Origin of the sequence: Hydrogenophaga taeniospiralis CCUG 15921, assembly GCF_001592305.1 — a bacterium.
Lineage (GTDB): Bacteria > Pseudomonadota > Gammaproteobacteria > Burkholderiales > Burkholderiaceae_C > Hydrogenophaga > Hydrogenophaga taeniospiralis.
This window is the reverse complement of sequence record NZ_BCWR01000018.1, coordinates 78,928-104,526: the sequence shown is the minus strand read 5'-3', so window position 1 is coordinate 104,526 and position 25,599 is coordinate 78,928. Positions and strand designations below refer to the sequence as shown.

Here is a 25,599-nt window from a genome sequence, read left to right as displayed (position 1 = left end):
TGTGTGCGGGGATCAGTTCTTTTCGTTCGGGATCGGGACGCCGTCCTGCCATTGCTTGGGCGTGAGGCCGGTGACGTCGTGGAAACTGCGATAGAGACCGGTCACCGAACGAAAACCCAGGGCCTGAGCCAGGCCGGTGATCGACAGGGGTCGAAAGCGATCGGGATGGTTCAGCGCATACCGGACGCGGGCCCGACCGAGAAAGCGGTAGAAGGTCTGACCCAGCGCGTGGTTGAGCGCGTAGGAAATCTGATTGCGTGTGTACCCGGTGTCTGCGGCGATCTGCTGCAGGCTCAGGCCCGGCTGGAGGAACGCCTTTTCCTTGTCGAAATAGGTTTGCAGGTCCCTGAGCAGAAACCCCATGGCGCGCGGTGACAGCCCGATCCGGGTGGCCTCGGACCTGCCTGGGGTCGTCTCGCGGTGTGGGGATGCCTGCTGCAGGATCGCGTATTCGTGGATCTCCACGATCCGTCCGTCGCGTACGCGCACGCAGTCACAGGCGGAGAAACTCAGCCACTCGTCGCCGTCGGCTGCGCGCACGGTTTCGCGGTAGCGCAGGACCACGGTGTCGCCGTCCACATGGGGCCGGTCCAGGTACACCAGCGTGTTCAGCGAAGACCGCTGGATGACCGAGCGCACATGGTCATGCAGTTCGCGGCCCCGGTAGCTGGCGCCGGCCGCGTGGTCGTGGAAGACCATGTCGGGGTGGTACAGGGCCAACACACGTTCAACCTGGCCTTGCCCCCAGGCCTGGTTGTGCGCACTCACCGTGAGCAGGGTGGTGCTGGCCGCATCGGGGGCAGGAACGTCTGTTGGGTGCATGGGTGCGTGGGTCTACCGGCTGGCCAGCGCTGCGGCCATCTGTATCGACGCCTCCTCGGCCGGAGGGTGGCTGGCCACCTCCGCGATGGCCTCCTGCAGGCGGCGACAGCTGTCCCGGAACACGGCCTCCGGCATGGTCAGCGCCGGCTGCAGGCGCAGATGCCACTTGCCGCGCTGTGAGATACCCAGCACGCCCCGGCGCAAGGCGGCCTGGTGCACCGCGAACTGGAATGCCGGTGCGGGCGCGTGGCCCCGCTTGTCCTGCACGAACTCGATGGCCGCCATGGCACCCACGGCACGCACATCGCCGACCTGCTGGAAGCGCCCAGTCAGCGGGCGCATTTCCTCCAGGAACACGGCCTCCAGTCGGCGTGCGTTCTCCAGCACGCCGCCAGCCTCGATCAGCTCGATGCCTGCCAGCGCTCCCGCGCAGGCGGCCGGCGCGAAGCCATAGGTGCTGCCCAGGTGCAATTGCGTGTTCTGCATCACCGCATCCGTGCCCAGGATGGCCGCGATCGGCTGACCGCCGGCTGCAAAGGCCTTGCCCAGCAGCAGCAGGTCGGGGTCAATGCCCTGCCAGCGCTGCATCGCGAACATCTGACCCGTGCGTCCCATGCAGGTCTGCACCTCGTCCAGGCACAGGAGCCAGCCCCAGCGCCGGCACATCGCACCCAGGCGGTCCCAGAAGGCCTGCGACGGCGCATGGATGCCGCCTTCGCCGAGGACCGGTTCGATCAACACGCCGGCCACCTGATCGGGGTGGATCTGCTGCACCAGCAGGTAGTCCAGGTAGTCCAGCACCTCGGTGTCGTCGAAGGGGCCCGGCCCCTTGCGGAAGGGCGAGCGGAAGCGGTTGGGGTAGGGCGCCATGACGAGGCCAGCCACATACTGCGTGCGACCCGATGACACGTTGGACAGGTCGCTGGATGCGCCAGCGCTCATGTAGGTCGATTCGCCGTGGTACTGGCCGCCGAAGGTCAGGATCAGCGGACGACCGCGCGCTTCGCGCATGAACTTGACGGCGCCTTCGACCGCCAGGGTACCGGAGACGGAGTATTCAACGCGGGTCAGACGTCCTGGCGCGATGTGGACGAGTTTGTCCACCAGGTCGAAAGCGGCGGTGTTGGGCATCCATCCGCTGATCTGCATGCCGTGGCAGGACCAGGCCCGGTCCATCGCTGCCTTGACCGAAGGGGGCGTCGGTCCGAACGGGGACGCGCCCCAGGCGGAGAGGTGATCGGCAAAGGTGTTGCCGTCGGCATCCACGATCAGATGCCCGCGCCGTGCTGCCTGGGCCAGGGGATAGACCTTGTGGTCGGCATTGCTGCCGGTGGTCTGTGTGTCGTGGCGGTCAAACAGGGCGAGGCTGCGCGGGCCGGGCAGGGCGGTGTGGACCTGGGGCAGTTCCAGGTCGGCGGGGGCGTGCGTCCAGGCGCGGTGTGCCGATGGTGTCATGGCGCACATTTTGGCCAGAAAGGTGATCGGCGGGCCGTGCGACGATTCCCTGCGGTCCCGCCGAAAAGCAAAAAACCCCGCGAATCGCTTCGCGAGGTTTTTTCTTGGGAGTTCGTCAAAGTGCAGTGATGCAATCCGACGCAGCATGAGGGTGCAGGGCAAGGCGCAGACGCGCTGACAGTGGCATCGCCACGGCAAGCGGCTGCAACGCCGCCATGCGCCCTCAGGCAAAGAGAGCTTACATGCCCATGCCGCCCATGTCGCCCATGCCACCCATGCCGCCACCCATGCCGCCGGCAGGTGCGTCATCCTTCGGGGACTCGGCCACCATGCACTCGGTCGTCAGCATCAGAGCGGAGACCGAAGCGGCGTTCTGCAGCGCGGTGCGGGTCACCTTGGTCGGGTCCAGGATGCCCATTTCGATCATGTCGCCATAGGTGTCGTTGGCGGCGTTGAAGCCGTGGTTGCCCTTGCCGGCCAGCACGGCGTTGACCACCACCGACGGTTCGCCACCGGCGTTGGCCACGATCTCGCGCAGGGGCGCTTCGATGGCTTTGAGCACCAGCTTGATACCGGCGTCCTGATCGGCGTTGTCGCCCTTGATCTCGCCAGCGGCCTGACGGGCGCGCAGCAGAGCCACGCCACCACCGGCCACGATGCCTTCTTCCACCGCAGCGCGCGTGGCGTGCAGGGCGTCTTCCACGCGGGCTTTCTTTTCCTTCATTTCGACTTCGGTGGCAGCGCCGACCTTGATCACGGCCACACCGCCGGCCAGCTTGGCCACGCGCTCTTGCAGCTTCTCGCGGTCGTAGTCGCTGGTGGCTTCTTCGATCTGCACGCGCACTTGTTTCACGCGGGCTTCGATGTCAGCGGCAGCGCCGGCGCCGTCGATGATGGTGGTGTTTTCCTTGCCCACTTCGATGCGCTTGGCGGAACCGAGGTCGGCCAGGGTCACTTTTTCCAGCGTCATGCCGACTTCTTCGGCGATCACTTTGCCGCCGGTCAGGATGGCGATGTCTTCCAGCATGGCCTTGCGGCGGTCGCCGAAGCCAGGGGCCTTCACAGCCACCACCTTCAGGATGCCACGGATGGTGTTGACCACCAGCGTCGCCAGGGCTTCGCCTTCGACGTCTTCGGCAATGATCAGCAGCGGACGGCCGGCCTTGGCGACTTGCTCCAGCGTGGGCAGCAGGTCACGGATGTTGCTGATCTTCTTGTCGAACAGCAGCACGAAGGGGTTGTCCAGCAGGGCAGCCTGCTTTTCAGGGTTGTTGATGAAGTAGGGCGACAGGTAGCCGCGGTCGAACTGCATGCCCTCGACGACGTCGAGTTCGTTCTGCAGCGACTTGCCGTCTTCCACGGTGATCACGCCTTCTTTGCCCACTTTGTCCATGGCGCTGGCGATGATGTCGCCAATGCTGGAGTCGCTGTTGGCGGAGATGGAGCCGACCTGGGCGATTTCCTTGCTGGTCGTGGTGGCCTTGGAGGCCTTCTTCAGCTCGGCGATCAGGGCTTCCACAGCCTTGTCGATGCCGCGCTTGAGGTCCATCGGGTTCATGCCGGCGGCCACGTACTTCATGCCTTCGCGCACGATGGCCTGGGCCAGCACGGTGGCGGTGGTGGTGCCGTCGCCAGCGTTGTCAGACGTCTTGGAAGCGACTTCCTTGACCATCTGGGCGCCCATGTTCTGGAGCTTGTCCTTGAGTTCGATTTCCTTGGCCACGGACACACCGTCCTTGGTCACGGTGGGGGCGCCGAACGAGCGCTCGAGCACCACGTTGCGGCCTTTGGGGCCCAGGGTGACCTTGACCGCGTTGGCCAGGATGTTCACGCCTTCAACCATGCGTGCGCGGGCTTCGCCGCCGAAAATGACGTCTTTTGCTGCCATGTTGATTTCTCCGGATTCAGTAAATGGGGATGGATGAGAGAAGGATTACTTCTCGACGACGGCGAACAGGTCGTCTTCTTTCATGACGAGCAGTTCGTTGCCATCGACCTTGACGGTCTGGCCGCTGTACTTGCCGAACAGAACGCGGTCGCCGACCTTGACGTTCATGGCGGACAGTTCGCCTTTGTCGTTTTTCTTGCCGGGACCGACGGCCAGGATTTCGCCCTGGTCGGGTTTTTCAGCAGCTGCGTCGGGGATGACGATGCCGGAAGCGGTCTTGGTTTCGCTGTCGATACGTTTGACGATCACGCGATCGGCGAGAGGACGAAGGTTCATTGCATCTCCTGAAATAGAACGGAAAAGGGGAGGTTCAGACGGGCGATGCCGGCCACCAGGGGCCGGCGGGTGCCGCTGATCGACTTGGAGCGAAGTGTTGAAAAGTGTTAGCACTCAACTCCAGCGAGTGCTAATGATAAGGGCGGGGACCCCGGTTTTCAAGGTGGGGGGGTCTTTTTTCCCCTTGCTCGCTGCTGCCAAGCGACCTGAGCTGGTAACCAGCAGCGTGTCGCAGGGCTGGGGATGACTCAAGCCGCCGCCGGTGTCAGGTGCGTGAGCACACATTTCCAGCCGCTGTCGAATCGCTTGTAGACGTCCGTGATCCACTCGTCGGCCGAGATCGCTTGCCCCTGGAACTGGCCGGTGTTCCGTCCGCGCCCGGTGACGATGGCCATGTCGCCGTACACCGCGACGCGAGCGAGCGACTTCGTCATGGTGTCGTGCGACAACCTGCCCTGTCTGATCGCATCGAGCATCGCTTCGCGGCTGACGGGGCCGACCTCGGGCGTAACGAGAACCCAGTCTTCGGTGATGCACTGCGCAATCTGATCGACGTCGTTGGAGACCATGGCCCGGTTGAATTGGGCCTCCAGGGCCTCGAAGAACGCCATATCGTTCGTTTGCATGTCGGGCTCCTTCAACTGGCCTTCTCAGGCGTGACCATCATCGCCGCCCAGCGGCGTTGCACTTCCTCGGGCGAGACCTCTTCGATACGGCTGGCGGCGAACCAGCTGTAGCCAAAGGGATCCGAGACCAGGGCGGTGCGATGGCCGTGGAACTCGGTGTGAACCGGTCGCAGGATCACCGCACCTTCGCGCACGGCCTGAGCAACGAAAGCGTCGACATCGTCGACGTCCAGGTGCAGTTTGATCGGCGATCCACCGAGACGCTCGGGGCCCACGGCACCGAAGTCTGGATACTCGTCCGCGACAAAGACCCGTGTGGCGCCGAAGCGCAGTTCAGCATGACCGATCCGACTGTCGCCGGGGTCGATCAACGAAAAGTCGAGCGTTGCGCCGAAGGCTCGGACGTAGAAGTCAATCGCCTGCTGCGCCCCCTTGACGATCAGGTACGGCAGAGTTGCTGGGGCTGGAGCGGCATGGTGGAGCCTCCTTGGGCGGGTGTATGATTACATTACTATACGGAACGTAATTATGCAAGACCCCAGCCCTATCCAACGCAAACGGGGCCGCCCTCCCAGCGTGGCGGCGCGCCAAAGCGTCCTGGAAACAGCGCATCGGATCCTGGCCGAAGAGGGGTTGGGGCGGCTGACCATCGATCGGGTCTCCATCGAATCGGGCGTCGGTAAGCCGACCATCTACCGCACCTGGGCCAATTCCCATGAGTTGGCGATGGCCGCCTTTCTGGCGGCGCCCCGCGACGCGTTCGACGCGCCACCGGTGAACTCGACCCGCAAGGCGCTGACGGCCCATCTGGCGTCCGTGATCGCGACCTTCGACAGCGCACGTGGAAGGCAAATCACGTTGACGATGGCTTCCGCCGACCCCGAAAGCGAGCTGGCAAAGGCCTTTCGAAATCAGATCATCCTGAGCAGCAGAGAGGTTGGCCGCGCTTTGCTCGCCAAAGGTGTCGCGGCGGGTCAGTTGCGACAGCTGCCCGATGTCGAGGTGGTTCTTGACATGATCTACGGGCCCCTGTTCTATCGGCTTCTGGCCGGGCACTTGCCTCTGACAGCCAACGTGGCCCAGCGGCTGATCGACACGCTGATGGCCGGGATCGAGGTGTGACTTGTCGGGGCGTGGCGCCGACGACGTCAGTCGACGACGAGCCCGCCGCTGAGGTTCATGACCGCGCCGGTCATGGCCCCCGCCAGGTCTGATGCGGCGAAGACCGCCGCACCGGCGACCTCGGCGAGCGTGGGCAGCCGCCTCAGCAAGGCGGTCTCCGGCGGCGCGGCCAGCATCGCCTCGACCGTCGTGCCCGCGCGCTCGGCCAACGGCGTGAAGACCTCGCGCACGTGCGAGCCGTGCGCGAGCGCGTCGGCGATCGCGTTGGGCATCAGGCAGACGACGCGGATGCCCTGCGGCGCCAGCTCGGCCGCGAGCTTCTTCGTGAACGCCTCCTTCGCGGCGCAGGTCACGCCGTAGCCGAGGAAGCCCGGCCAGACGAGGCGCGAACCCGGTGTCGACAGGCTCAGGATCACGCCGCCGCGTTGCCCCATGCGTGGCGCCACCGCTTTCGCTGTATTGAACAGCGAACGCAGATAGGCGTCGATCGGCTCCATGAACTCGTCGACCGACAGCTCCGCGAAGGGCTTGCCCTGCACGTGGTGGAAACCGGTCGCGTTCATGGCAATGTCGATGCCGCCGGATTCCGCCGCGACGGCACTCGCGTGCGCCGCCATCGCTGCCGCGTCGAACACGTCGATTTCCGCACAGGCAGCGCATCCACCGGCCGCTTCGATGTCGCCGGCCACTCTCGCCAGCTTGCGCAGCGTGCGCCCGGCGAGGAACAGCCGCGCACCGTGCCGCGCGAAGGCGCGTGCAACGGCGCCGCCGATGGCGCCGCCCCCGCCGTAGACGACGGCGACCTTGCCGACCAGCAGGCGCCCGTCCGGCGTGCTGTCGGCGTGAACGGGCGGCGAGGAGACTTCGGTCACGGGGACCTCCAAATCGGATGGAATTAGGGTTGATATCAACATAAAATGATACCCATGTCAATCACGAAGAACCTGCCTCACTCAAAGACGATCGAGGTGCGCGATGCCTGCCTGTGCCTGCATGCCCAGCGCGCAGCACGTGTGCTGGCGCGCCGCTTCGATGCGGTCTTCCGCCCACTCGCGCTGACCAACTGGCAGTTTTCGCTGCTCGCCGCGCTGAACCGCCCCGAGCCACCGACGCTGGGCGAGGTGGTACCGCTGCTCGCGACGGACCGCACCTCGCTGACCGCGATGCTGAAGCCGCTCGCGCGCCGCGGCCTCGTCAGCGTGACGCCTGACACCGCCGACCGGCGCAAGCAACGCCTGGCGCTGACACCCGAGGGCCACGCGCTGCTGGCGCGCGCCTACCCGCTGTGGAAGCAGGCGCATTCGCACATCGAGTCGGCCCTCGTCGATGCCGATGGCCTGCGCGCGGCCCTCGATGCGCTGGCCTTCGACGCGGGCCAGGCGCCCGACCGCCCAACCGTCGCCCGTCCGAGAGCTCGGCCCGCCAGCGGGCGGTTGCTGCCTGACCGGTGACGCTCAGGCGCCAGCCCTTGCCCCGTCCAGCAAGGCCTTCAGTGCCGAGCGCAACACAGCGGTGGCTTCGTCGGCGCCGAGCAGGCCCGAGCTGACAAAGGCGCCGTTTACCAGCACGGCGAGCTGTGCGGCGAGTTGCTCGGGTTGGGGGACGTTCAGCCGCCGGGCGATGTCTTGCAGGCGGCCCCGCAGCGCCTGCATGTGTCGCTGCGAGACCTGGCGGGCGGGGTGGTCCTGCTCGGCGAACTCGGCGGCCACGTTGATCTGGGGGCAGCCGCGGTAGTTCGATCGGGCCAGGCGTTCGCCGATCCAGCGCATGTGGGCGTCCAGCTCTCCGGCGGGGTCGTCGGGGAACTGCGCGGCCACACCGTCCCAGGTTGCCCAGAAATCAAGATCTTCCCGCTCCAGGAAGGCGACGATGAGATCGTCCTTGGTGGGGAAGTAGCGGTACAGGCTGGTCTTGGCCACCGCCGCCTCCAGCACGACCAGATCGACACCGACCGCGCGCACGCCGCGCTCGTAGAACAGCCGGGAGGCGGTGTCCAGGATGCGCTCCCGGACGTCGGGCGCCGGTTCAGCCGCTGCGGCGTTCGCGGCCCGGGTCGTCGCCGGGTGTTTCGACGCCGGGCCGGAGCGGCCAGTGGGTGAAGGATCTTGCGGTGAGCGGGGAGCAGTTTGATTGCGCATGCTTGACATGATACAGACCTGTCTGTAATCTACGAAGAACAGACAGGTCTGTATCTATTCAAAGTCTGTGTCCAACCAAAGGAGCTTCCATGAATTCCACAAGCAAGAGCATCGCCGTGGTGGGTGCCACGGGCCACACCGGTCAGTTCGTCGTCCGGGAAGTGCAACGCCGCGGGCTGCCGGTGGTGGCCGTCGGCCGCAGCGCCGCCCGGCTCGACGACACCCTGCCCCCGGCCGTTCCCCGGCGCGTGGCCGAGTTCGACGATCCGGTCAGCCTCGAACAGGCCTTCGCTGGCTGCGCGGTGGTCATCAACTGCGCGGGGCCGTTTCTCGACACCGCAGCGCCCGTGGCACAGGCAGCGCTGCGCGCCGGCTGCCACTACATCGACGTGACAGCCGAGCAGCCCAGCGCGCAGGCCAGTTTCGCCGAGCTCGACGCACCGGCGCGTGAAGCTGGCCGGGTGGTGATCCCGGCGGCGGCCTTTTACGGGGGGCTCGCCGATCTGTTGGCCAGCGCGCTGGCGTCGGAAGGCGAGATCGACGAGATCACGGTGGCCATCGCGCTCGATCGCTGGTGGCCCACCGAAGGGACGCGCAAGACCGGCGAGCGCAACCAGGTGCCGCGGGTGGTCGTGAAGGGTGGGCGCCTGGCGCCGCTGCTGCCCTCGCCCGAGGTGCCGGACTGGATGTTCTCAGCGCCGCTGGGTCGGCAAGCCATGGTCGAGCTGCCGTTCAGCGAAATCATCACGCTGGCGCACCACCTGAAGGTCGGCGATATCCGCTCGCTGCTCAACCGTTCGGCGCTGGCCGACATCCGCGATGCCTCGACACCCCCACCCAAGGCGGCCGACGACAGCGGGCGCTCGGCGCAGCGTTTCGAGCTGGTGGTGCGCCTCGTGCAAGGCGGCATGACCCGCACGGTCGGCGTGCGGGGGCAGGACATCTATGCCGTGACGGCGCCCATCGTGACCGAGGTTGCCCAGCGTCTGCTGGCGCCCTCGTACCGGCGCAGCGGCGCGCTCGCGGTGGCCGAGGCGGTCGATCCGGTGGACCTGCTGCGTTCGTTGCATGGCCCGGCGCTGGAGGTGTTCGGCGACGGAACCGCTCCGCAGCTTCGGTTCTGATGGGGCAAGGGTGGCGCCTGGGGAATACCCTGAGACGACGGTTATCTAGAATAAGCGTCGATTCCCGCGCCGCGGGGTCACTGGCCCGACTGTCGACATCGACGCGGGCCGATGACCGGCGCAGGGTCGGTTGCGGCGGACGCGGGCACATGTTCCCGGCGACCGTTGCCCATCAACGCAGGGGGCTGTGACCGATGTTCTGGGAGGCTCCCGTGGCCCTTCTGCGTTCGCGCTTGCAACAAATCCTGCTGCCCAGCCTGCTGTCTGCGGGCCTCCTCCTCGCCACCGCGCTGGCGTACCCGCCGCTCACGCTCGCCCTGGTGGCCGTCTCGGTGGCCATGTTCTGGGCCGCGCTGTGGTCTGCCGCCGTGCTGCTGGGCCGCCGCAGTGCCTGGGTGCTGGCCGTGCTGGCGCTGGGCCTGGGCTGGTTCGCCGAGCAGATGGGTTCGTCGCGCGGCTGGTTCTTCGGCCGCTACACCTACACCGACGTGCTGGGCCCCCGGCTGGGCGATGTGCCGCTGGCGATCCCGCTGATGTGGCTGGCCCTGTGCCTGGTGGGCTATGTGCTGGCCAGCCTCATTCTGTGGCGCACGCCGGTGCACGCGGCGCCCACGCGGAAGAGCGGTGCGCTCACCGCCTGGCTGGCCGCGATGATCGTGACCAGCTTCGATCTGGGAGCCGACCCGTACTTCGTGTACGTGCTCAAGGCCTGGATCATGGAGAAGACCGACGGGGGCTGGTTCGGCGAAACGCTGCAGGGTTTCGTGGGCTGGATGCTGGTGTCTTTTGTGATCGTGGCTGCGTTCCAGGCGCTGGCCGCGCCGCGCCGTGTGCCGGCCATCGAGCGCCACACCCGGCTCGCGGCCGTGGTGCCGATCGGGCTGTACGCCAGTGGTCTGGTGTTCCAGATGCTGTTCGGCCATCCGATCGAAATCCGCGCCATCGCCTTTTTTGCCATGGGCATGCCCACCCTGATCGCGTGGGTGGCCTGGCGGCACTGGGCCCCGGCCCACGCTGGGGCACCCCAGGCGCAGCCCGCCCACAGCGTGCCGCTGGCGCCGATGGGGCTGCAGGCCGACCCGCTGGCGGACCAGACCGTGGCGGCGCTCATCGGGCCGTGGTCCGACGCCGACGGGGCCACCGGCCCGGCCACGGACCGGCTCGCCGCCGCCACCCGGCTCATGGCGGGCTGGACCAGCAACGGTGCCCTGGCCGCCTGGGGGCAGGGCGATGCCACAGCGGCGGCCGATCCGGCGGTGGTGGCCGCGTTGCGCGCCTATGTGAACGAGGGGCGCGCGTTGCCCGCCTGGGCCGACGCGGCCAAGGTCGAGCGCGCCGAGGCCATCTTCATGGAACAGGGCCCGCTGTCGTGCACGCTGCTGTTCTGCTCCAGCCTGCCCGAGTGTTACGTGCTGCCCAATCTGGCCGAGGTGCTGCACATCGCGGGCCAGCTGGAGCAGCACACCGAGCACCGCATCCGCCAGACCGCGGCCATGGTGTTCCCGGTGATGATGAAGGGCGGGCTGATGGACGCCAGCGGCGCCGGCGTGGCCCAGGTGCTCAAAGTGCGGCTCATCCACGCCACCATCCGCCACCTGATCCTGCGCGGTGAGCCGCAGACGGTGCGCGGCCAGGTGGCACCGCGGCTGCAGGCCGGCGCGCCCACCGGCATGCACGCGGCCCTGATGTCGCACGGCTGGGACGTGGACCGCCAGGGACTGCCCTGCAACCAGATCGAACTGGCCTATACCTTGCTGACCTTCAGCTACAGCTTTCTCAAGGGCATGCGCACGCTGGGCCTGGGCCTGCCGCGCGCGGACGAAGAGGCCTATCTGCACGCCTGGAACGTGATGGGGCATGTGCTGGGTGTGCGGCGCGAACTCATGGCCGACACCATGGAAGAAGCCGAAGCGCTGTTCGAGCGCATCCAGGCGCAGGCGCGTGGGCAGACGGTGAGCCCGGACGCGCGGCCGGCCCTGGGCCGTGCGCTCATGCACACCATGGAACGCACGATCCGCCTGCCGGTGGTCCGGGGCATCCCGGTGCCGCTGACGCGCTGGCTGATCGGGCCGGACACCGCGCGCGCGATTGGCGTGGACGAGCGCGTGTCCTGGCCCACCCGGCTGCTGTTCGGGGCGGGCCGGTTGCTGGTGCGCCTGATCGATACCGTGGTGCGGCTGTTCTCGCCGGGTTTCTCGCTGTCCCGGATGTTCACCCGCATCGTGGGCTACCACCTGCTGACCCGCTTCCTGCTCGACCAGACCCGCCCGCTCGGCTTGCCCGACCAGTTGCTCAACCCCCTGACCGACACCGTGGCGGCCTGGAGCGAAGACCCCGGCGCCTCGGGCTGGCTGAACCGCCTGGAGGACCGCTGGACGACCACCGGGCACTGGCTGCCTGTGCAGGGTGAGGGCAAGGCACGGCGGCCTGCTCCGGAGGTCGAGGTCGACGCCGTTGCTTCATGAAGAATTTCCTCCGCGTGGGTTACAAACATTTACGATGCCATCCATGGATCGACTCCCCATCCCCTCCCACCCGGTGCATCGCTGCGCGGCTGTCGTGAGCCGGGTGCTGGCGGTGGTGGTTCTGCTGCTGGGCCTGGGGCTCGCCCTGTGGCCCGCCCATGCCTGGGCCACCGAGGGCGAAGGCGACGTCACCCTGCAGACGCATTTCTGGGTGGACGAGTCGGGCACCAAGGGCATCGATGATGTGGTGTCGCTGCCGCCCAACAGCTTTCAGCCCATGGAGACATTCCGCGTCTTTCAGCTCGACGGCACCGCCCTGTGGATGCGCCTGGACCCGCCCCGGCTGGATGCCAGCCAGCGCTGGTACCTGATGCTGAGCGCGGCGGCCTTCACCAACGAGGCGACCCTGTACAGCCGCGCGCCCAACGGCGCCTGGCGAGAACAGCGCTCCGGTGACCACCTGCCGGTGGCGCAGTGGGACCACCCGGACCAGACCCCCGTGTTCGCCCTCGATCCCCAGGCCACCGGCCCGGTCTGGCTGCGGGTGGTGAACGCGCCCGCGCCCACCAGCCCGCGCCTGCAGCTGCTGACCGAAAACAGCCTGCAGGAAAAGCGGTACTGGACCTTCCTCATGATCGGCGGCTACCTCGGTTTTGGCCTGCTGGTGTTCTTCCTGGGCTGGGTACACGCGCGGCTCTACGCCGACCGCGTGTTCATCGCCTACTGCTGCTACGTGGCCTGCATGCTCGGTTTCCAGGCCGCGTTCACGGGTATCGGTGGCCTGTTCTTCTGGCGCCACTCGGCCTGGTGGAACGACGTGGCGCCGGCCGTGTTCATGCTCTGGCTAACGGCCTCGGGCATCTGGTTCGTGCGCGAGGTCTGCGCGGTGTCGCGGTACCACCGCGGGGTGGACCGCTTCGTGCTGGGCTGGTCGGTGTTTGGCCTGCTGTACGCCGTGCTCTACGTGGCGCAGATGAGCCCCGCGGCCTTCCTGGTGCTCAACCTCTACGGCCTGCTCTCTGTGCTGCTGAGTTTTTCCCTGTGCATCTGGACTTGGCGCCTGGGCGAAACCTACGCCGGCTGGATGGCGCTGGGCTTCCTGCCGGTGCACCTGGGCTACCCCTTTCCCGCGCTGCGCAGCGCGGGCATCCTGCCCGACAGCTGGGCCGCGCAGTATGCGGTGCTGATCGGCTCGGCGATCGAGATTCCGCTGCTGCTGTACATCCTGCACCGCCGGGCCAAGGACTTCAATGAAAACCGGGCCCGCCTGCGCGCCATCGACAGCACCGACCCCCTGACCGGCCTGACCATCGCGCCCGTTCTCCACCTGCGCCTGCGCGACGCCCTGCGCCGCGTCCGCCGCTATGGCCACCCCTGTGGCCTGGTGCTGGTGGAGCTGTCCAACCACGGCGAGATCGTGGCCCGCGAGGGCCGCGAGGCCGGTGACCGCGCGCTGGTGGTGGCCGCTTCGCGCCTGTCGGCCGTGGTGCGCGAGGTGGACACCGTGTCCCGCATCGCCGACACGCGCTTTGCGGTGCTGGTCGAAGGGCCGTTGCGGCCCGAAGAGCTCAAGCTGCTGGCCCAGCACATCGTGGCCAAGGGGCTGGAGCGGGTGCCCGCGCTGCCGGTCGAGCTGCCGCTGCGCTTTCGCCTGGTCTCGGCCACCTTGTCCGAAACGGCCAAGACGGCCGACGAGCCGGTCGACGAAATGCGGCTGCTGGAGCGCCTGAACCAGGCGCTGGACCGGATGGCGGTGGACCCGCGCCGGGTCGTGCTGCATCTGCCGCAGAGCGTGCCGGCCCGGTTGTAGGGCGCCCGGACCGCGGTCCGGGCGTATCGCCCGGGCACGCGCCAGCGGCGGGCCCCGGGCCACCAAACGCCGCGCTGTCGCTCAGAAATGCGCCAGATAACCGCCGTCGACCACCAGCACCTGGCCGGTGACATAGCTGGCCGCGGGGCTGGCCAGGAACACCGCGGCCCCGGCGATCTCGGCCGGCTCGCCCCAGCGGCCCAGCGCGCTGCGCTGGCGCAGCCAGGCCAGGGTCTGGGCGTCTTCCACCATGGCCGCGTTGGTCTCGGTGGCGAAATAGCCCGGGGCGATGGCGTTGACGTTGATGCCCTGCGGGCCGAGTTCGGCCGCCAGCGCACGCGTCATCGCCTCCAGCGCGCCCTTGGTGGTGGTGTAGGCGGCGTCGCCCGCGCGGGCGATCGGCCCGGCGATCGAGGTGACGTTGATGATGCGTCCGAAGCCCTGTGCGCGCATCGGGCGCGCGGCCTCGCGGCACAGGTGCCAGGCGCAGACCAGATTGGTTTCGAGCAGCTCGCGCAGGGCCTGGGTTGGCAGCCGGTCCAGCGGCTCGCGCCGGCGCTGGCCCACGTTGTTGAGCAGCACGTCCAGCCGCCCGCTGCGCGCCAGCACCTGGGCCACGGCAGCGCTGGCGGCGGCCTCGTCGGTCACGTCGAAGGGCAGGGCGTGCGCGCCGCCTCCCGTGGCCTGGCCGGCCGCCTGCGCCTGGGCCACGGCCTGTGCCAGGCTGGCGGCATCGCGCCCGTTGAGCCAGACGGTGGCGCCGTGCGCGGCCAGCGCACAGGCCATGGCCAGACCCAGGCCCCGGCTCGCGCCGGTGACCAGGGCCACCCGGCCGTGCAGGGCAAAGAGTGGGGAGGGAACGGTGGTGGTTGCGCTGGCGGGAGGGCTGGGGTTCACGCCGCGATTATCCGGCGTGCCCGCCCGCACAGATGCACATCGCTCAGGCGCTCAGTTCGGCGAGCGACGATTTCGGGAAATCGAGCTCGGGCTCCAGACCTTCGAAAGGCAGGGTGAAGAAAAAGGTGCAGCCTTCGCCGGGCGCTGTTTCGGCCCAGATGCGGCCGCCGTGGCGCTCGATGATGCGTTGCGACAGGGCCAACCCGATGCCGGTGCCTTCGAAGTCCATGGAGTGGTGCTGACGCTGGAACATCACGAACAGGTTGTGCGCTTTTTCCAGGTCGAAGCCCACGCCGTTGTCATGCACGTAGAAAGTCCGCCCGCCCACCGGGTTGACTTTCCAGCCCACTTCGATGCGCGCCGTTTCGCGCGGCCGGGTGTACTTGACCGAGTTGCCCAGCAGGTTGCTCCAGGCTTGGGCCAGCAGCATGGCGTCGCCACGCACCACGGGCAGATCGTCCTCGATCACCCATTCGATCGCGCGGTCCGGGTTCTCCTGCTTCAGGTGGGCCACGATGCCGTGCAGCAGAGGGGTCAGCGGCACGGGTTGCGACTCGATGGCCACCCGGCCCAGGCGGGCGTATTCGAGCAGGCCCTCGATCATGTGGCTCATGCGTTTGCTGGCCTTGGCGGTGGAGTTCAGGTACTGGGTCACCAGCTTGTCGCCGGAATCCCCCAGTTGCTCCTGCAGCAGGCTCACGAAGCTGGCGATGTGGCGCAGTGGCGCGCGCAGGTCGTGCGACACCATGTGCGAGAACACGTCCAGGTCCTTGTTGGCAGCCACCAATTGCTGGGTGCGTTCGGCCACACGTTTTTCCAGTTCGCGGTTGAGGTCGTTCATCACGTCCTCCAGGCTCTTGGCCGCGGTCATGTCGCGCGTGATGCTGGACAGGCCCTGCAGTTCGCCGGCTTCGTTGCGCAGCGCCGTCAGCACGGTGTGGGCCCAGAAACGCGAACCGTCCTCGCGCAGGCGCCAGCCCCGCGTTTCCCACTGGCCATGGGTCTTGGCCAGACGCAGTACCTGGCCGGGATCGACCTCGTCCTCTCCCGCGTTCTCGGGCGCCAGCAACGTCATGTAGGACTGGCCCAGCATCTGCGAGCGGCGGTGGCCGTGCATGCGCTGCGCGCTTTCAGTCCATTCGGTCACGGCCCCTTCTTCGTCCACGAAATAGATGCAGTAGTCCTGGATCGCGTCGACCATGAGCCGGTAGCGCTGCTCGCTCTGGAACAGCTCGGCGCTGCGTTCGCGCACGCGCTCCTCCAGATCACGGTTGGCTTCGAGCACGAACTCTTCGGTGCGGCGGCGCTCGCTGATGTCGTGCAGTTCGATGAAGATGCCTTCCACGCTGCCGTTCTGGATGTCCGGGATGTAGTGGATTTCGTAGAAGCTGCGCGTGCCGTCGGCGGCCTCGCGCTCGGCCTCGAAGCTTTGCTCATGGCCACTGAGCGCCTCGGCCACGCGCGGCAGAATCTCGGGCAGCAGGTCGGGGCGCACCACCTGCGTCAGGTGCGAGCCCACCATCTCGCCGGCGAGCTTGCCGTAGCGGCTGGCATGGGCGCTGTTCGAAAAGCGGCAGATCAGATCCTTGTCGTAGTAGGCCAGGCGGGCCGGGATGCGGTCGGTGATGGTCTGCAGGAAACCGTCGTGGGCGGCAACGCGTTGTTCAGCGGCCTTGCGATCGCTGATGTCGACCAGGGTGGTGTTGCTGTGCAGGAACGTGCCCTGTTCGTCGTACACCGCGGTGGAGGAGAACAAGGCATGGAAGCGGCGGCCATCCTTGTGCAGCACCTCGATTTCCAGCGGTTCGGTCTGTCCTTGTTGCAACAGGGTCATCAGCCGTCCCTGGATCGCGGTGCGCCAGGTCGGGTCGATCAACTGGAAGATGTCCAGCCCCTCTTGAACCTCCTCACGGCGGTAGCCCAGCCAGCTCAGAAGCGTCTGGTTGATGTTGACCAGGCGCAGTTGCGCGTCGAGCGACAGGTAGCCACAGGGCGCGTGGTCGTACAGCGCCTGCGCGCGATCAAGGGCTTTCTGGAGTTCGTGGGTGCGCTGGGTCACCAGCGTTTCAAGGTCGGTTGGCGGGGCGTCGGTTCGTTCCGGGCTGTCGTTGGGGTGCATGGAAGGCTCCAGATCGTTGCGGTGCGCAGCGTGAAAAAGGTCTGTCCAAGTCTTATCGGACGGGCGAGGCAAAAATTCAGGTCGGGCTGAATCCAGTGCCCCATTTGAAACCGTACCGCAGGAAAAACAAAGCCCCTGGCGCATGCACAGGGGCTTTGTGTGAAAAGCGGTGTCAGTGGCGGGCCACACCTACCCTGGTCCGCAGGCCTTACTTGAGGCCCGCGGCTTCCCGCAGCACTTGTGCCTTGTCCGTTTTTTCCCAGCTGAATTCGGGCTCTTCGCGGCCGAAATGGCCGTAGGCGGCGGTTTTTTCGTAGATCGGGCGCAGCAGGTCCAGCATCTGGATGATGCCCTTGGGACGCAGGTCGAAGTGGTCGTTGACCAGCGCGGCGATGGCTTCGTCCGGGATCACACCTGTGCCTTCGGTGTAGACCGTCACGTTCATCGGCTTGGCCACGCCGATGGCATAGGCCACCTGGATCTGGCACTGGCGGGCGATGCCGGCGGCCACGATGTTCTTGGCCACGTAGCGTGCGGCATAAGCGGCCGAGCGGTCGACCTTGCTCGGATCCTTGCCGCTGAAGGCGCCGCCGCCGTGCGGGCAGGCGCCGCCATAGGTGTCGACGATGATCTTGCGGCCGGTCAGGCCGCAGTCGCCCTGCGGGCCGCCGATGACGAAGCGGCCGGTCGGGTTGATCAGGTAGCGGGTTTCCTTCAACCACTCTTTCGGCAGCACCGGCTTGATGATCTCTTCGATGATGGCCTCGGTGAACGAGGCTTTCATCTTGGTCGAGGTCTCGCTCTGGTCGGGACTGTGCTGGGTGGACAGCACCACAGTGTCGATGCTGTGCGGCTTGCCGTCCACATAACGCATGGTCACCTGGCTCTTGGCGTCGGGGCGCAGGAAGGGCAGGCGGCCGTCTTTGCGCAACTGGGCCTGGCGCTCGACCAGGCGGTGCGCGTAATAGATGGGCGCAGGCATCAGCTCGGGCGTCTCGTCGCAGGCGTAGCCGAACATCAGGCCCTGGTCGCCGGCGCCGATGTTCAGGTGGTCGTCGCTCGCGTGGTCGACGCCCTGGGCGATGTCGTTGCTCTGCTTGTCATAGGCCACCAGCACGGCGCAGCCCTTGTAGTCGATGCCGTACTCGGTGTTGTCGTAGCCGATGCGCTTGATGGTGTCGCGCGCCACCTGGATGTAGTCGACGTGCGCGTTGGTGGTGATCTCACCCGCCAGCACCACGAGGCCGGTGTTGGTGAGCGTCTCGGCGGCCACGCGGGAACGCGGGTCTTGTTTGAAGATCGCGTCGAGGATGGCGTCGGAGATCTGGTCGGCCACCTTGTCGGGGTGACCTTCAGAGACGGATTCGGAAGTGAAGAGGAAGTCGTTCGCCATATAAACTCCAGTTAGGTTGATCGGCGTTGCCGGTCTGTCAGAGTTCGGCGAACGCTTTAGCGGAATTTGTGAATCGCCCCGCAATTAGTTCAATAACTCGGCGATGGACGTAGTTTAAATCAAGCGCCGCCGTCGATGCTGAAGACCTTGTTCGCCGATGGCGACGCGCCACCCAAAAGAATACCCCGTCGCCGACCACTCCCGTTCATCCGAGCACTTCGTGACTGTTTTCGTACAACTGGTTTTCCGATTCCTGTCCTGGATGCCCCTGCCGGTGCTGCATGCGCTGGGCTGGCTGCTGGGCTGGCTCAGTTTCCTGCTCTCGGGCAGCTATCGCCGCCAGCTGTTGGCCAATGTGAAGCAGGCCGGCTTTTCGCGTGCGGTGGCCTGGTCCTCGGTGGGCGAGGCCGGCAAGCTGGTGGCGGAACTGCCCCGGTTGTGGCTGGGGCGTCCGGTGCGCGTGGGCTGGGAAGGCGCGGCCCACATCGAAGCCGCGCAGGCGCATGGCGCGGGGGTGTTGTTTCTCACGCCGCATCTGGGCTGTTTCGAGATCACCGCGCAGGCCTATGCCCAGCGCTTCGGGCAGAAACAGCCGGTCACGGTGTTGTTTCGTCCGGCCCGGCAGCCCTGGTTGCGCGAGCTGGTGGCCAACGCGCGCAATCGCCCGGGGCTGAGTACCGCGCCGACCACGTTGGCCGGCGTCAAACAGCTCATCAAGGCGCTCAAGGCCGGGCAGGCGGTGGGCCTGCTGCCCGATCAGGTGCCGCCGGCCGGGCAGGGAATCTGGGCGCCATTTTTTGGCCGCGACGCCTACACCATGACACTGCCGGCGCGCCTGGCCCACTCGGGCGGGGCCCGGGTGGTGCTGATCTGGGGTGAGCGGCTGAGCTGGGGTCGGGGCTACCTGGTTCGGGTGCGCCCGCTGGGCCCCGCGATCGGCGACACGCTGTCCACCGACGCGCACGAAGCGGCCCGGCAGATCAACCAGGCCATGGAGACGCTGGTGCGAGAATGCCCGCCGCAGTACCTGTGGTCGTATGCCCGGTACAAGCCGCCCCATGGCCAGGCCGGCGCGGACGCCGGCCCCGGCACGACCACCCCTTCGCGGTAAACCTTTTTCAAGTGACCTCGTTGCCCATGTCGAACACCACCGCAACCACCCCGCCACCGGCGGCGCCCCAGCGCTGGAGCGACCGCCTGGGCCTGGGATTCATGCGCCTGCTGGCGCGTCTGCCGCTGGCTTGGGTGCGGGGGCTGGGCTGGCTGGTGGGGCAGGTGCTGCACTTGGTGGCCGCGCGTCGGCGGCGCATCGCGAGCACCAACTGGGCCCTGTGTTTTCCGCAGGACAGCGAGGCCCAGCGGCGCCGGGCCGTGCGCCAGCATTTCGTGCACTTTGCCCAGGCCTGGCTGGACCGCAGCTGGCTCTGGGAGGCGGACGAGGCCATCGTGCGCGCCCGGTTGCGCTTGACCGGTGCCACCCACGAGCTGCAGGTGGAGCAGCCCACGGTGATTCTCGCGCCGCATTTCGTGGGGCTGGACGCCGGGGGCATGGCGGTGTCGCTGAACGTCAAGCGTCCGCTCATCAGCATCTACGCCGGGCAGCTCAATGAAGCGGTGGACCAGTGGATTCGCGCCGGGCGGCTGCGTTTTGGTGACGTGAAGCTGGTGGAGAAGCACCAGGGGCTGCGCCCTGTGATCCATCTCGTGCGCGGCGGCGGTGCGTTGTACCTGCTGCCCGACATGGACATGGGGCCGCAGGAATCCGTGTTCGTGCCCTTCTTTGGCGTGCCCACTGCGACCGTGCCGACCCTGCCGCGCATCGCCCGCCTGGGCCATGCGAGGGTGGTCCCGGTGATCAGCCGCATGACGCGCGAGGGTTACGACGTGGAGGTCTTGCCCGCCTGGAGCGACTACCCGGGTGAGGATGCGGTGGCCGACACGGCCACGATGAACCAGAAGCTCGAAGCCATGATCGCCACCATGCCCGAGCAGTACTACTGGGTGCACAAGCGCTTCAAGACACGCCCGCCGGGCGAAGCTTCGCTCTACAACGGCGACTGAGCGGGGGAGGGCGCCCGCTTTCGCGAGCGGGAATCAATCCAGCGCAGGCGGCTCGTCTTCCATGTCGGCGCTGGCGGGTGGGGCCGCAGCGCTCGCGGGTTCGTGGGCCCATTGCCACAGCAGCAGAGCCACTTCGTCCAGTCCCTGCTTCTTCAAGGCGGAGAACAGTTTCGCTTCGCCGCCACCGCTTTGCAGCCGCGCGATCGAAAGCGCTTTGGCCGCCTCCGAGCGGCTGAGCTTGTCGGACTTGGTCAGCAGCACCAGGAACTTCAGACCTTCCTCAACCCGCGGACGGATCACTTCGAGCAGGATCTCGTCGAGTTCGGTCAGCCCCAGGCGCGGATCGATCAACAAGACCACACCCTTGAGGTTGGCCCGTGTCAGGAGGTAGTTGCCCATGACGCGTTGCCAGCGCAACTTGGCCTCGCGCGGCACCGCGGCGTATCCGTATCCGGGCAGATCGGCCAGCACGGCGTCGGTGGCGCCCTGCTTGCCGAGCGCGAACAGGTTGATGCTCTGGGTGCGCCCCGGGGTTTTGGACGCAAACGCCAGCCGCTTTTGTTGCGTCAGCGTGTTGATGCAGGTCGACTTGCCGGCGTTGGAACGGCCGACGAATGCGATCTCCGGCATGGCCAGCTCGGGCAGGTGTTCCAGCTGGGGCGCGGTGGTGAGAAAGCGGGCGGTGTGCAGCCAGCCGTGCGCGATCTTGGCATCGGCCTGACCCGGGGCGGCGGGTGTTCCAGCGTGAGGGGCGGCGGTTTGAGGCGCCGGTGCGCCCGGGGTTGGCCGGGCTTTGGGGGGGGCTGGAGTGTGGTGATGGGTCATTTGGGGGTTTTCCCGGTGGGGCATTGTAAAATCGATTGGCTAAGTCCAGACACATTGAGAATTTCTTCAACCCGAACCCGTCGCCCCCGACGTCCGCCCAGTCATGAAATTGCCCGTTTCACTTCTTTGTGCCGCTGCCGCCGCAGCCTTGTCGTTCAGCGCCCATGCCCAGTCGGCCAAGCCCGATCTGGCCAAAGGTGCGGCCTTGTTCGGCCAGGTGTGTGTGGCTTGCCATGCTGCCGACGGCAACTCGACCACCCCGGTCAACCCCAGCCTGGCCCAGCAGCATCCGGAGTACTTGGTCAAGCAGCTCAGTGAGTTCAAGTCCGGCAAACGGGACAACGCGATCATGAAAGGTTTCGCGGGCAGCCTGTCCGATGATGACATGCGCAACATCGCTTACTGGCTGACCGAGCAGAAAGCCAAGACCGGTTTTGCCCAGGACAAGGATCTGGTCCGTCTGGGCGAGCGCATTTACCGCGGCGGCGTCGCCGACCGCCAGATCGCTGCCTGCGCCGGTTGCCACAGCCCCAACGGTGCCGGCATCCCCTCCCAGTACCCCCGTCTGTCGGGCCAGCACGCGGAATACACCGCCACCCAGCTCAAGGCTTTCCGCGATGGCACGCGCAACAACAACGCCCAGATGACCGGCGTGGCGGCCAAGTTGAACGACCGCGAAATACAGGCGGTGTCCGACTACATCGCCGGCTTGCGCTGAAGCAAGCCCCCGCCGAAGTCGGGGATATAAGCAATCATTAATATTTGGCGGCACAATGCGTGAGATTCTCTTTTTGCATTGAACGGCCAGCCAGAAATCACATCACATCAGGGCGCGTTCTGGTTCCACCAGGACCGCCTTTTTTGTTGGACCGTTCCTTTTGAGCCCTTCATGACCGTCTCCACCCAAGGCCTGCAGATCCGCACCGGCTCCCGCGTCACCAGCGAACTGGTGGAGTTGCTGTCTTCCATGCGCTTTGCCATCTCGCTGCTGACGGTGATCTGCATCGCGTCGGTGATCGGCACACTGGTCAAGCAGCACGAGCCGCTGAACAACTACATCAACCAGTTTGGTCCGTTCTGGGCCGATGTGTTTGCCAGCGCCGGTCTGTTCTCGGTGTACAGCGCCTGGTGGTTCCTGCTGATTCTGGCGTTCCTGGTGACCAGCACCAGTCTGTGCATCGTGCGCAACACGCCCAAGATCTTCATCGACTTCAAGGCTTTCAAGGAGAACATCCGGGAGCAGAGCCTCAAGGCGTTTCCCAACCGGACGGAAGCCGCGTTGGACGAGTCGCCGGAGCTGGCGGCCAACCGCATCGGGCAGCAACTGCTCGGCTCGGGCTGGAAAGTCAAACTGCAATCGCGTGAAACCCCGGCCGGTGTGGGCTGGATGGTGGCGGCCAAGAAGGGCGTGGCCAACAAGATCGGTTATCTGGCGGCGCACAGCGCCATCGTGCTGGTCTGCGTGGGAGGGCTGCTCGACGGCGACCTGATCGTGAGGGCCCAGATGTGGTTCAACGGCAAGACGCCGTTCACCGGCGGCGGCCTGATTGCCGATGTGCCGGCTCAGCACCGGCTGTCCGCCAGCAACCCCACCTTCCGCGGCAACCTGCTGGTGACCGAGGGCACCACGGCGGGCACGGCCATCCTGGCCCAGCCCAGCGGGGTGCTGCTGCAGGACCTGCCGTTTTCCGTCGAGCTCAAGAAATTCATCATCGAGTACTACGACACCGGCATGCCCAAGCTGTTTGCCAGCGACATCGTGATCCATGATCACGAAACTGGCGAGCAAAAGCCGGCGCGCGTCGAGGTGAACCACCCGGCCAGCCACCGCGGCATCAACATCTACCAGTCCAGCTTTGACGACGGTGGCTCGCGAGTGACGCTGCAGGCCGTCCCGCTCAACGGGCAGGTCAAGCCGTTCGAGGTGACGGGTGTGATCGGGGGAACGAGCGCGCTGACCAATGGCGACGACAAGCTCACGCTGGAATACACCGGGCTGCGTGTCATCAACGTGGAGAACTTCGCCAACGTCAACGGCGGGTCGGACGTGGACGTGCGCAAGGTCGATCTGCGCAGTTCGATCGAAAGCCGCCTGGGTTCGGGGCACAAGACCAGCACCGAAAAAACGCTGCGCAACGTCGGGCCGAGCGTCACCTACAAGCTGCGCGATGCCGCCGGGCAGGCGGTGGAATACAACAACTACATGCTGCCTGTGGAAATCGACGGCGTGCGCATGTTCCTGCTGGGCGTGCGCGAAACCCCGTCCGAGCCGGTGCGCTACCTGCGCATCCCGGCCGATGCGCAAGACAGCATGGACGGCTTCGTGCGCCTGCGCACGGCCTTGGCCGATCCGGCCATGCGCGAACTGGCGGTGCGCCGCTACGCCCTGTCGGCCGTCGAGGGAAACCGGCCGGAACTGGCCGAGGCGCTGCAGGTGTCCGCCTCGCGGGCCATCGGCCTGTTCGCCGGCGCCGAGAAGGTCCAGCTGGCGCCGGTGGACGCTGGCGGGGCGCAGACCCCGGTTCGTGGCGGGCTGCAGGCGGTGTCGGCCTTCCTGGAGAGCAATGTGCCCGAGGCCGAGCGTGAGCGTGCGAGCGACGTGCTGGTGCGCATCCTCAACGGTACCTTGTTCGAACTGATGCAGCTCAGCCGCGAGCGCGCCGGCCTGCCACCGCTGGAACGCGGCGACACCACCCAGCAATTCATGGCGGCCGCCGTGATGAGCCTGAGCGACGCCTTCTTCTACCCCGCGCCCATGACCTTCCAGCTCAAGGACTTCAAGCATGTGCAGGCCAGTGTGTTCCAGGTGGCACGCGCGCCGGGCCAGAACATCGTCTACCTGGGTTGCCTCTTGCTGATCCTGGGTGTTTTTGCCATGCTGTATGTGCGTGAGCGCCGGGTGTGGGTGTGGCTTTCGCCCACCGGGGAGCGGTCGTCGCAGGCCAGCATGGCCTTGTCGTCCAACCGCAGGACCATGGAAGCCGACCGTGAGTTCAACGTCTTGAAAAGCCAACTGCTGAAGGTTTCGCCATGAACACCACCTCCGCCACCGTCACACAGACCATTGAACTGAAGAAGGGCTCCGATGGCTCGGGCATGGAGCCCGGCTACTTCGCCCGCCGCAACGTGTGGGACTGGCTGTTCGCCGTGCTGATGGTGGCCGGTGGCCTGGTTGCGTTCACCCAGTACAACGCGGCCATGGACGGGTACGAGAAGGGCATCCTGATCGGGGCCGTGCCTTCGATGATCTGGCTGGGCTGGTTCTGGCGACCGTTGCGCGTCCTGGCGGTGGCGGTGGGCGCGCTTGCACTGCTGGCGATCTGGCTGTACCAGACCCCGGCCGGCACGGCCGATCTGACCCGGGCGGACCAGGTGTTCATGCTCAAGTACTTCATCTCCAGCCAGTCGGCCATCCTCTGGATGAGCATGCTGTTCTTCATGAGCACGGTGTTTTATTGGGTCGGCATGTTCAGCCGGGGTGGCCAGACCTTCGAGCTGCTGGGTTCACGCCTGGCCTGGGTCGCGGTCACGCTGGCGCTGGTCGGCACCATGGTGCGTTGGTACGAGAGCCACCAGATCGGGCCGGACATCGGTCACATCCCGGTCAGCAACCTCTACGAAGTGTTCGTGCTGTTCTGCTGGATGACCGCGGCTTTCTACCTGTACTACGAAGACCACTACAAGACCCGCTCAATGGGCGCGTTCGTCATGCTGGTGGTCAGCGCGGCGGTGGGTTTCCTGCTCTGGTACACGGTGATCCGCGAAGCGCATGAAATCCAGCCCCTGGTGCCCGCGCTGCAGAGCTGGTGGATGAAGCTGCACGTGCCCGCCAACTTCATCGGGTATGGCACCTTCGCAATTGCCGCGATGCTGGCGTTCGCTTTCCTGATCAAACAGAGTGCCAGCGAATCGCGCTGGTACAAGCTCGCTCCGTTGTGGCTGCTGGGTGTGGTGCTGTGTTTCGAGCCGATCGTGTTTCGCCAGTCGGCGGCCGAAAAGGGGGGCAGCTACTGGTTTGTCTACTTCGGCATTTCCGCGCTGATCGTGGCGACCATCATGTACGGGCGCCATCGCATTGCCGCGCGTCTGCCCAGCTTTGAGGTGCTGGACGACGCGATGTACAAGGCCATCGCGGTTGGTTTCGCCTTCTTCACCATCGCCACGGTGCTGGGTGCGCTGTGGGCGGCCGAGGCCTGGGGCGGCTACTGGAGCTGGGACCCGAAGGAAACCTGGGCGCTGATCGTCTGGTTGAACTACGCAGCCTGGCTGCACATGCGCCTGATGAAGGGGTTGCGTGGCACCGTGGCGGCGTGGTGGGCACTGGTGGGTCTGGTGGTCACGACCTTTGCGTTCCTCGGGGTGAACATGTTCCTGTCGGGCCTGCACAGCTACGGCGAACTCTGAGTGGCATGCCGGCGCGCGGCCCGCTGTGTGCCGTGCGCTGACCCAGCCATTGCCATGGCGATGCATGGAACTTTGTAAGAATGGCCCGGTTCCCACGACCTACGGGAAACCCAG

At 66.5% G+C, this 25,599-nt stretch carries 21 protein-coding genes and 1 pseudogene; 10 read left to right on the top strand and 12 right to left on the bottom strand.

Features of this window, described 5'->3' with window-relative positions; all coding sequences use genetic code 11:
* Positions 1-12: 12 nt before the first annotated feature.
* The 6 genes and pseudogenes from HTA01S_RS19685 to HTA01S_RS19660 form a co-directional block, all read right to left on the bottom strand.
* Complete coding sequence (locus HTA01S_RS19685; RefSeq protein WP_084236334.1) at positions 13-822, bottom strand: nuclear transport factor 2 family protein; 810 nt, start codon at positions 820-822, stop codon at positions 13-15.
* A 12-nt stretch (positions 823-834) separates the two neighbouring features.
* Complete coding sequence (locus tag HTA01S_RS19680; protein ID WP_068174448.1) at positions 835-2,277, bottom strand: aminotransferase class III-fold pyridoxal phosphate-dependent enzyme; 1,443 nt, start codon at positions 2,275-2,277, stop codon at positions 835-837.
* Positions 2,278-2,515: 238 nt separating this feature from the next.
* Complete coding sequence (groL, locus tag HTA01S_RS19675) at positions 2,516-4,165, bottom strand: chaperonin GroEL (protein WP_068174447.1); 1,650 nt, start codon at positions 4,163-4,165, stop codon at positions 2,516-2,518.
* 45 nt (positions 4,166-4,210) lie between these two features.
* Positions 4,211-4,501, bottom strand: a complete 291-nt coding sequence (locus HTA01S_RS19670; protein WP_068174446.1) for a co-chaperone GroES — start codon at positions 4,499-4,501, stop codon at positions 4,211-4,213.
* 248 nt (positions 4,502-4,749) lie between these two features.
* Positions 4,750-5,127: a nuclear transport factor 2 family protein gene (locus tag HTA01S_RS19665; RefSeq protein ID WP_218017373.1), complete on the bottom strand. Its 378-nt coding sequence runs from the start codon at positions 5,125-5,127 to the stop codon at positions 4,750-4,752.
* A gap of 11 nt (positions 5,128-5,138) precedes the next feature.
* Positions 5,139-5,597, bottom strand: a pseudogene (locus HTA01S_RS19660) (VOC family protein); the annotation flags it as partial.
* A 58-nt stretch (positions 5,598-5,655) separates the two neighbouring features.
* On the opposite strand from HTA01S_RS19660, the gene HTA01S_RS19655 reads away from it, so the two are divergent.
* A complete protein-coding gene (locus HTA01S_RS19655; protein ID WP_084236330.1) occupies positions 5,656-6,249 on the top strand; it encodes a TetR-like C-terminal domain-containing protein in 594 nt (197 codons plus the stop codon).
* 26 nt (positions 6,250-6,275) lie between these two features.
* On the opposite strand, the gene HTA01S_RS19650 is transcribed toward HTA01S_RS19655, so the two are convergent.
* Positions 6,276-7,121: an SDR family NAD(P)-dependent oxidoreductase gene (locus tag HTA01S_RS19650; protein WP_245638150.1), complete on the bottom strand. Its 846-nt coding sequence runs from the start codon at positions 7,119-7,121 to the stop codon at positions 6,276-6,278.
* A gap of 54 nt (positions 7,122-7,175) precedes the next feature.
* On the opposite strand from HTA01S_RS19650, the gene HTA01S_RS19645 reads away from it, so the two are divergent.
* Positions 7,176-7,700: a MarR family winged helix-turn-helix transcriptional regulator gene (locus HTA01S_RS19645; protein ID WP_084236326.1), complete on the top strand. Its 525-nt coding sequence runs from the start codon at positions 7,176-7,178 to the stop codon at positions 7,698-7,700.
* A 3-nt stretch (positions 7,701-7,703) separates the two neighbouring features.
* On the opposite strand, the gene HTA01S_RS19640 is transcribed toward HTA01S_RS19645, so the two are convergent.
* A complete protein-coding gene (locus HTA01S_RS19640; RefSeq protein ID WP_084236324.1) occupies positions 7,704-8,387 on the bottom strand; it encodes a TetR/AcrR family transcriptional regulator in 684 nt (227 codons plus the stop codon).
* A gap of 89 nt (positions 8,388-8,476) precedes the next feature.
* Here HTA01S_RS19640 and HTA01S_RS19635 point away from each other — a divergent pair, with 89 nt between their 5' ends.
* From HTA01S_RS19635 to HTA01S_RS19620, 3 genes are all read left to right on the top strand, one after another.
* Positions 8,477-9,511 (top strand): saccharopine dehydrogenase NADP-binding domain-containing protein, encoded by a 1,035-nt coding sequence (locus tag HTA01S_RS19635; RefSeq protein ID WP_068174444.1) that lies wholly within the window; start codon positions 8,477-8,479, stop codon positions 9,509-9,511.
* A gap of 212 nt (positions 9,512-9,723) precedes the next feature.
* Complete coding sequence (locus HTA01S_RS26065) at positions 9,724-11,976, top strand: carotenoid biosynthesis protein (RefSeq protein ID WP_245638149.1); 2,253 nt, start codon at positions 9,724-9,726, stop codon at positions 11,974-11,976.
* 43 nt (positions 11,977-12,019) lie between these two features.
* Positions 12,020-13,786 carry a sensor domain-containing diguanylate cyclase gene (locus HTA01S_RS19620; RefSeq protein ID WP_169804796.1) on the top strand — a complete coding sequence of 589 codons (1,767 nt, stop codon included), beginning with the start codon at positions 12,020-12,022 and terminating at the stop codon, positions 13,784-13,786.
* 81 nt (positions 13,787-13,867) lie between these two features.
* On the opposite strand, the gene HTA01S_RS19615 is transcribed toward HTA01S_RS19620, so the two are convergent.
* From HTA01S_RS19615 to metK, 3 genes are all read right to left on the bottom strand, one after another.
* Positions 13,868-14,683: an SDR family oxidoreductase gene (locus HTA01S_RS19615; protein ID WP_068174442.1), complete on the bottom strand. Its 816-nt coding sequence runs from the start codon at positions 14,681-14,683 to the stop codon at positions 13,868-13,870.
* 43 nt (positions 14,684-14,726) lie between these two features.
* Positions 14,727-16,802, bottom strand: coding sequence for a PAS domain-containing sensor histidine kinase (locus HTA01S_RS19610; RefSeq protein WP_068174441.1), 2,076 nt, complete (start codon positions 16,800-16,802; stop codon positions 14,727-14,729).
* Positions 16,803-17,010: 208 nt separating this feature from the next.
* Positions 17,011-18,195, bottom strand: coding sequence for a methionine adenosyltransferase (gene metK / locus HTA01S_RS19605; protein WP_068174440.1), 1,185 nt, complete (start codon positions 18,193-18,195; stop codon positions 17,011-17,013).
* Positions 18,196-18,352: 157 nt separating this feature from the next.
* Between metK and HTA01S_RS19600 the strand changes: the two genes are divergently transcribed.
* Both HTA01S_RS19600 and HTA01S_RS19595 read left to right on the top strand, forming a co-directional pair.
* On the top strand, positions 18,353-19,306 hold the full coding sequence (locus HTA01S_RS19600) for a lysophospholipid acyltransferase family protein (protein ID WP_084236317.1): 954 nt from the start codon (positions 18,353-18,355) through the stop codon (positions 19,304-19,306).
* Positions 19,307-19,332: 26 nt separating this feature from the next.
* Positions 19,333-20,256 (top strand): LpxL/LpxP family acyltransferase, encoded by a 924-nt coding sequence (locus HTA01S_RS19595; RefSeq protein WP_068174438.1) that lies wholly within the window; start codon positions 19,333-19,335, stop codon positions 20,254-20,256.
* Positions 20,257-20,289: 33 nt separating this feature from the next.
* Here the strand turns inward: HTA01S_RS19595 and yihA are convergent, their stop codons facing one another.
* Entirely contained in the window at positions 20,290-21,081 is a 792-nt protein-coding gene (yihA, locus tag HTA01S_RS19590; protein ID WP_068174437.1) for a ribosome biogenesis GTP-binding protein YihA/YsxC, read from the bottom strand.
* Positions 21,082-21,184: 103 nt separating this feature from the next.
* On the opposite strand from yihA, the gene HTA01S_RS19585 reads away from it, so the two are divergent.
* The 3 genes from HTA01S_RS19585 (at position 21,185) to ccsB (ending at position 25,485) form a co-directional block, all read left to right on the top strand.
* A complete protein-coding gene (locus HTA01S_RS19585) occupies positions 21,185-21,799 on the top strand; it encodes a c-type cytochrome (protein ID WP_068174436.1) in 615 nt (204 codons plus the stop codon).
* A gap of 171 nt (positions 21,800-21,970) precedes the next feature.
* The gene (locus HTA01S_RS19580) at positions 21,971-24,115 is read left to right on the top strand and encodes a cytochrome c biogenesis protein ResB (protein ID WP_068174435.1); all 2,145 of its coding nucleotides are present in this window, start codon (positions 21,971-21,973) and stop codon (positions 24,113-24,115) included.
* Positions 24,112-25,485 (top strand): c-type cytochrome biogenesis protein CcsB, encoded by a 1,374-nt coding sequence (gene ccsB / locus HTA01S_RS19575; RefSeq protein WP_068174434.1) that lies wholly within the window; start codon positions 24,112-24,114, stop codon positions 25,483-25,485. Before HTA01S_RS19580 ends, ccsB begins: the two co-directional genes overlap by 4 nt.
* Positions 25,486-25,599: the final 114 nt, after the last annotated feature.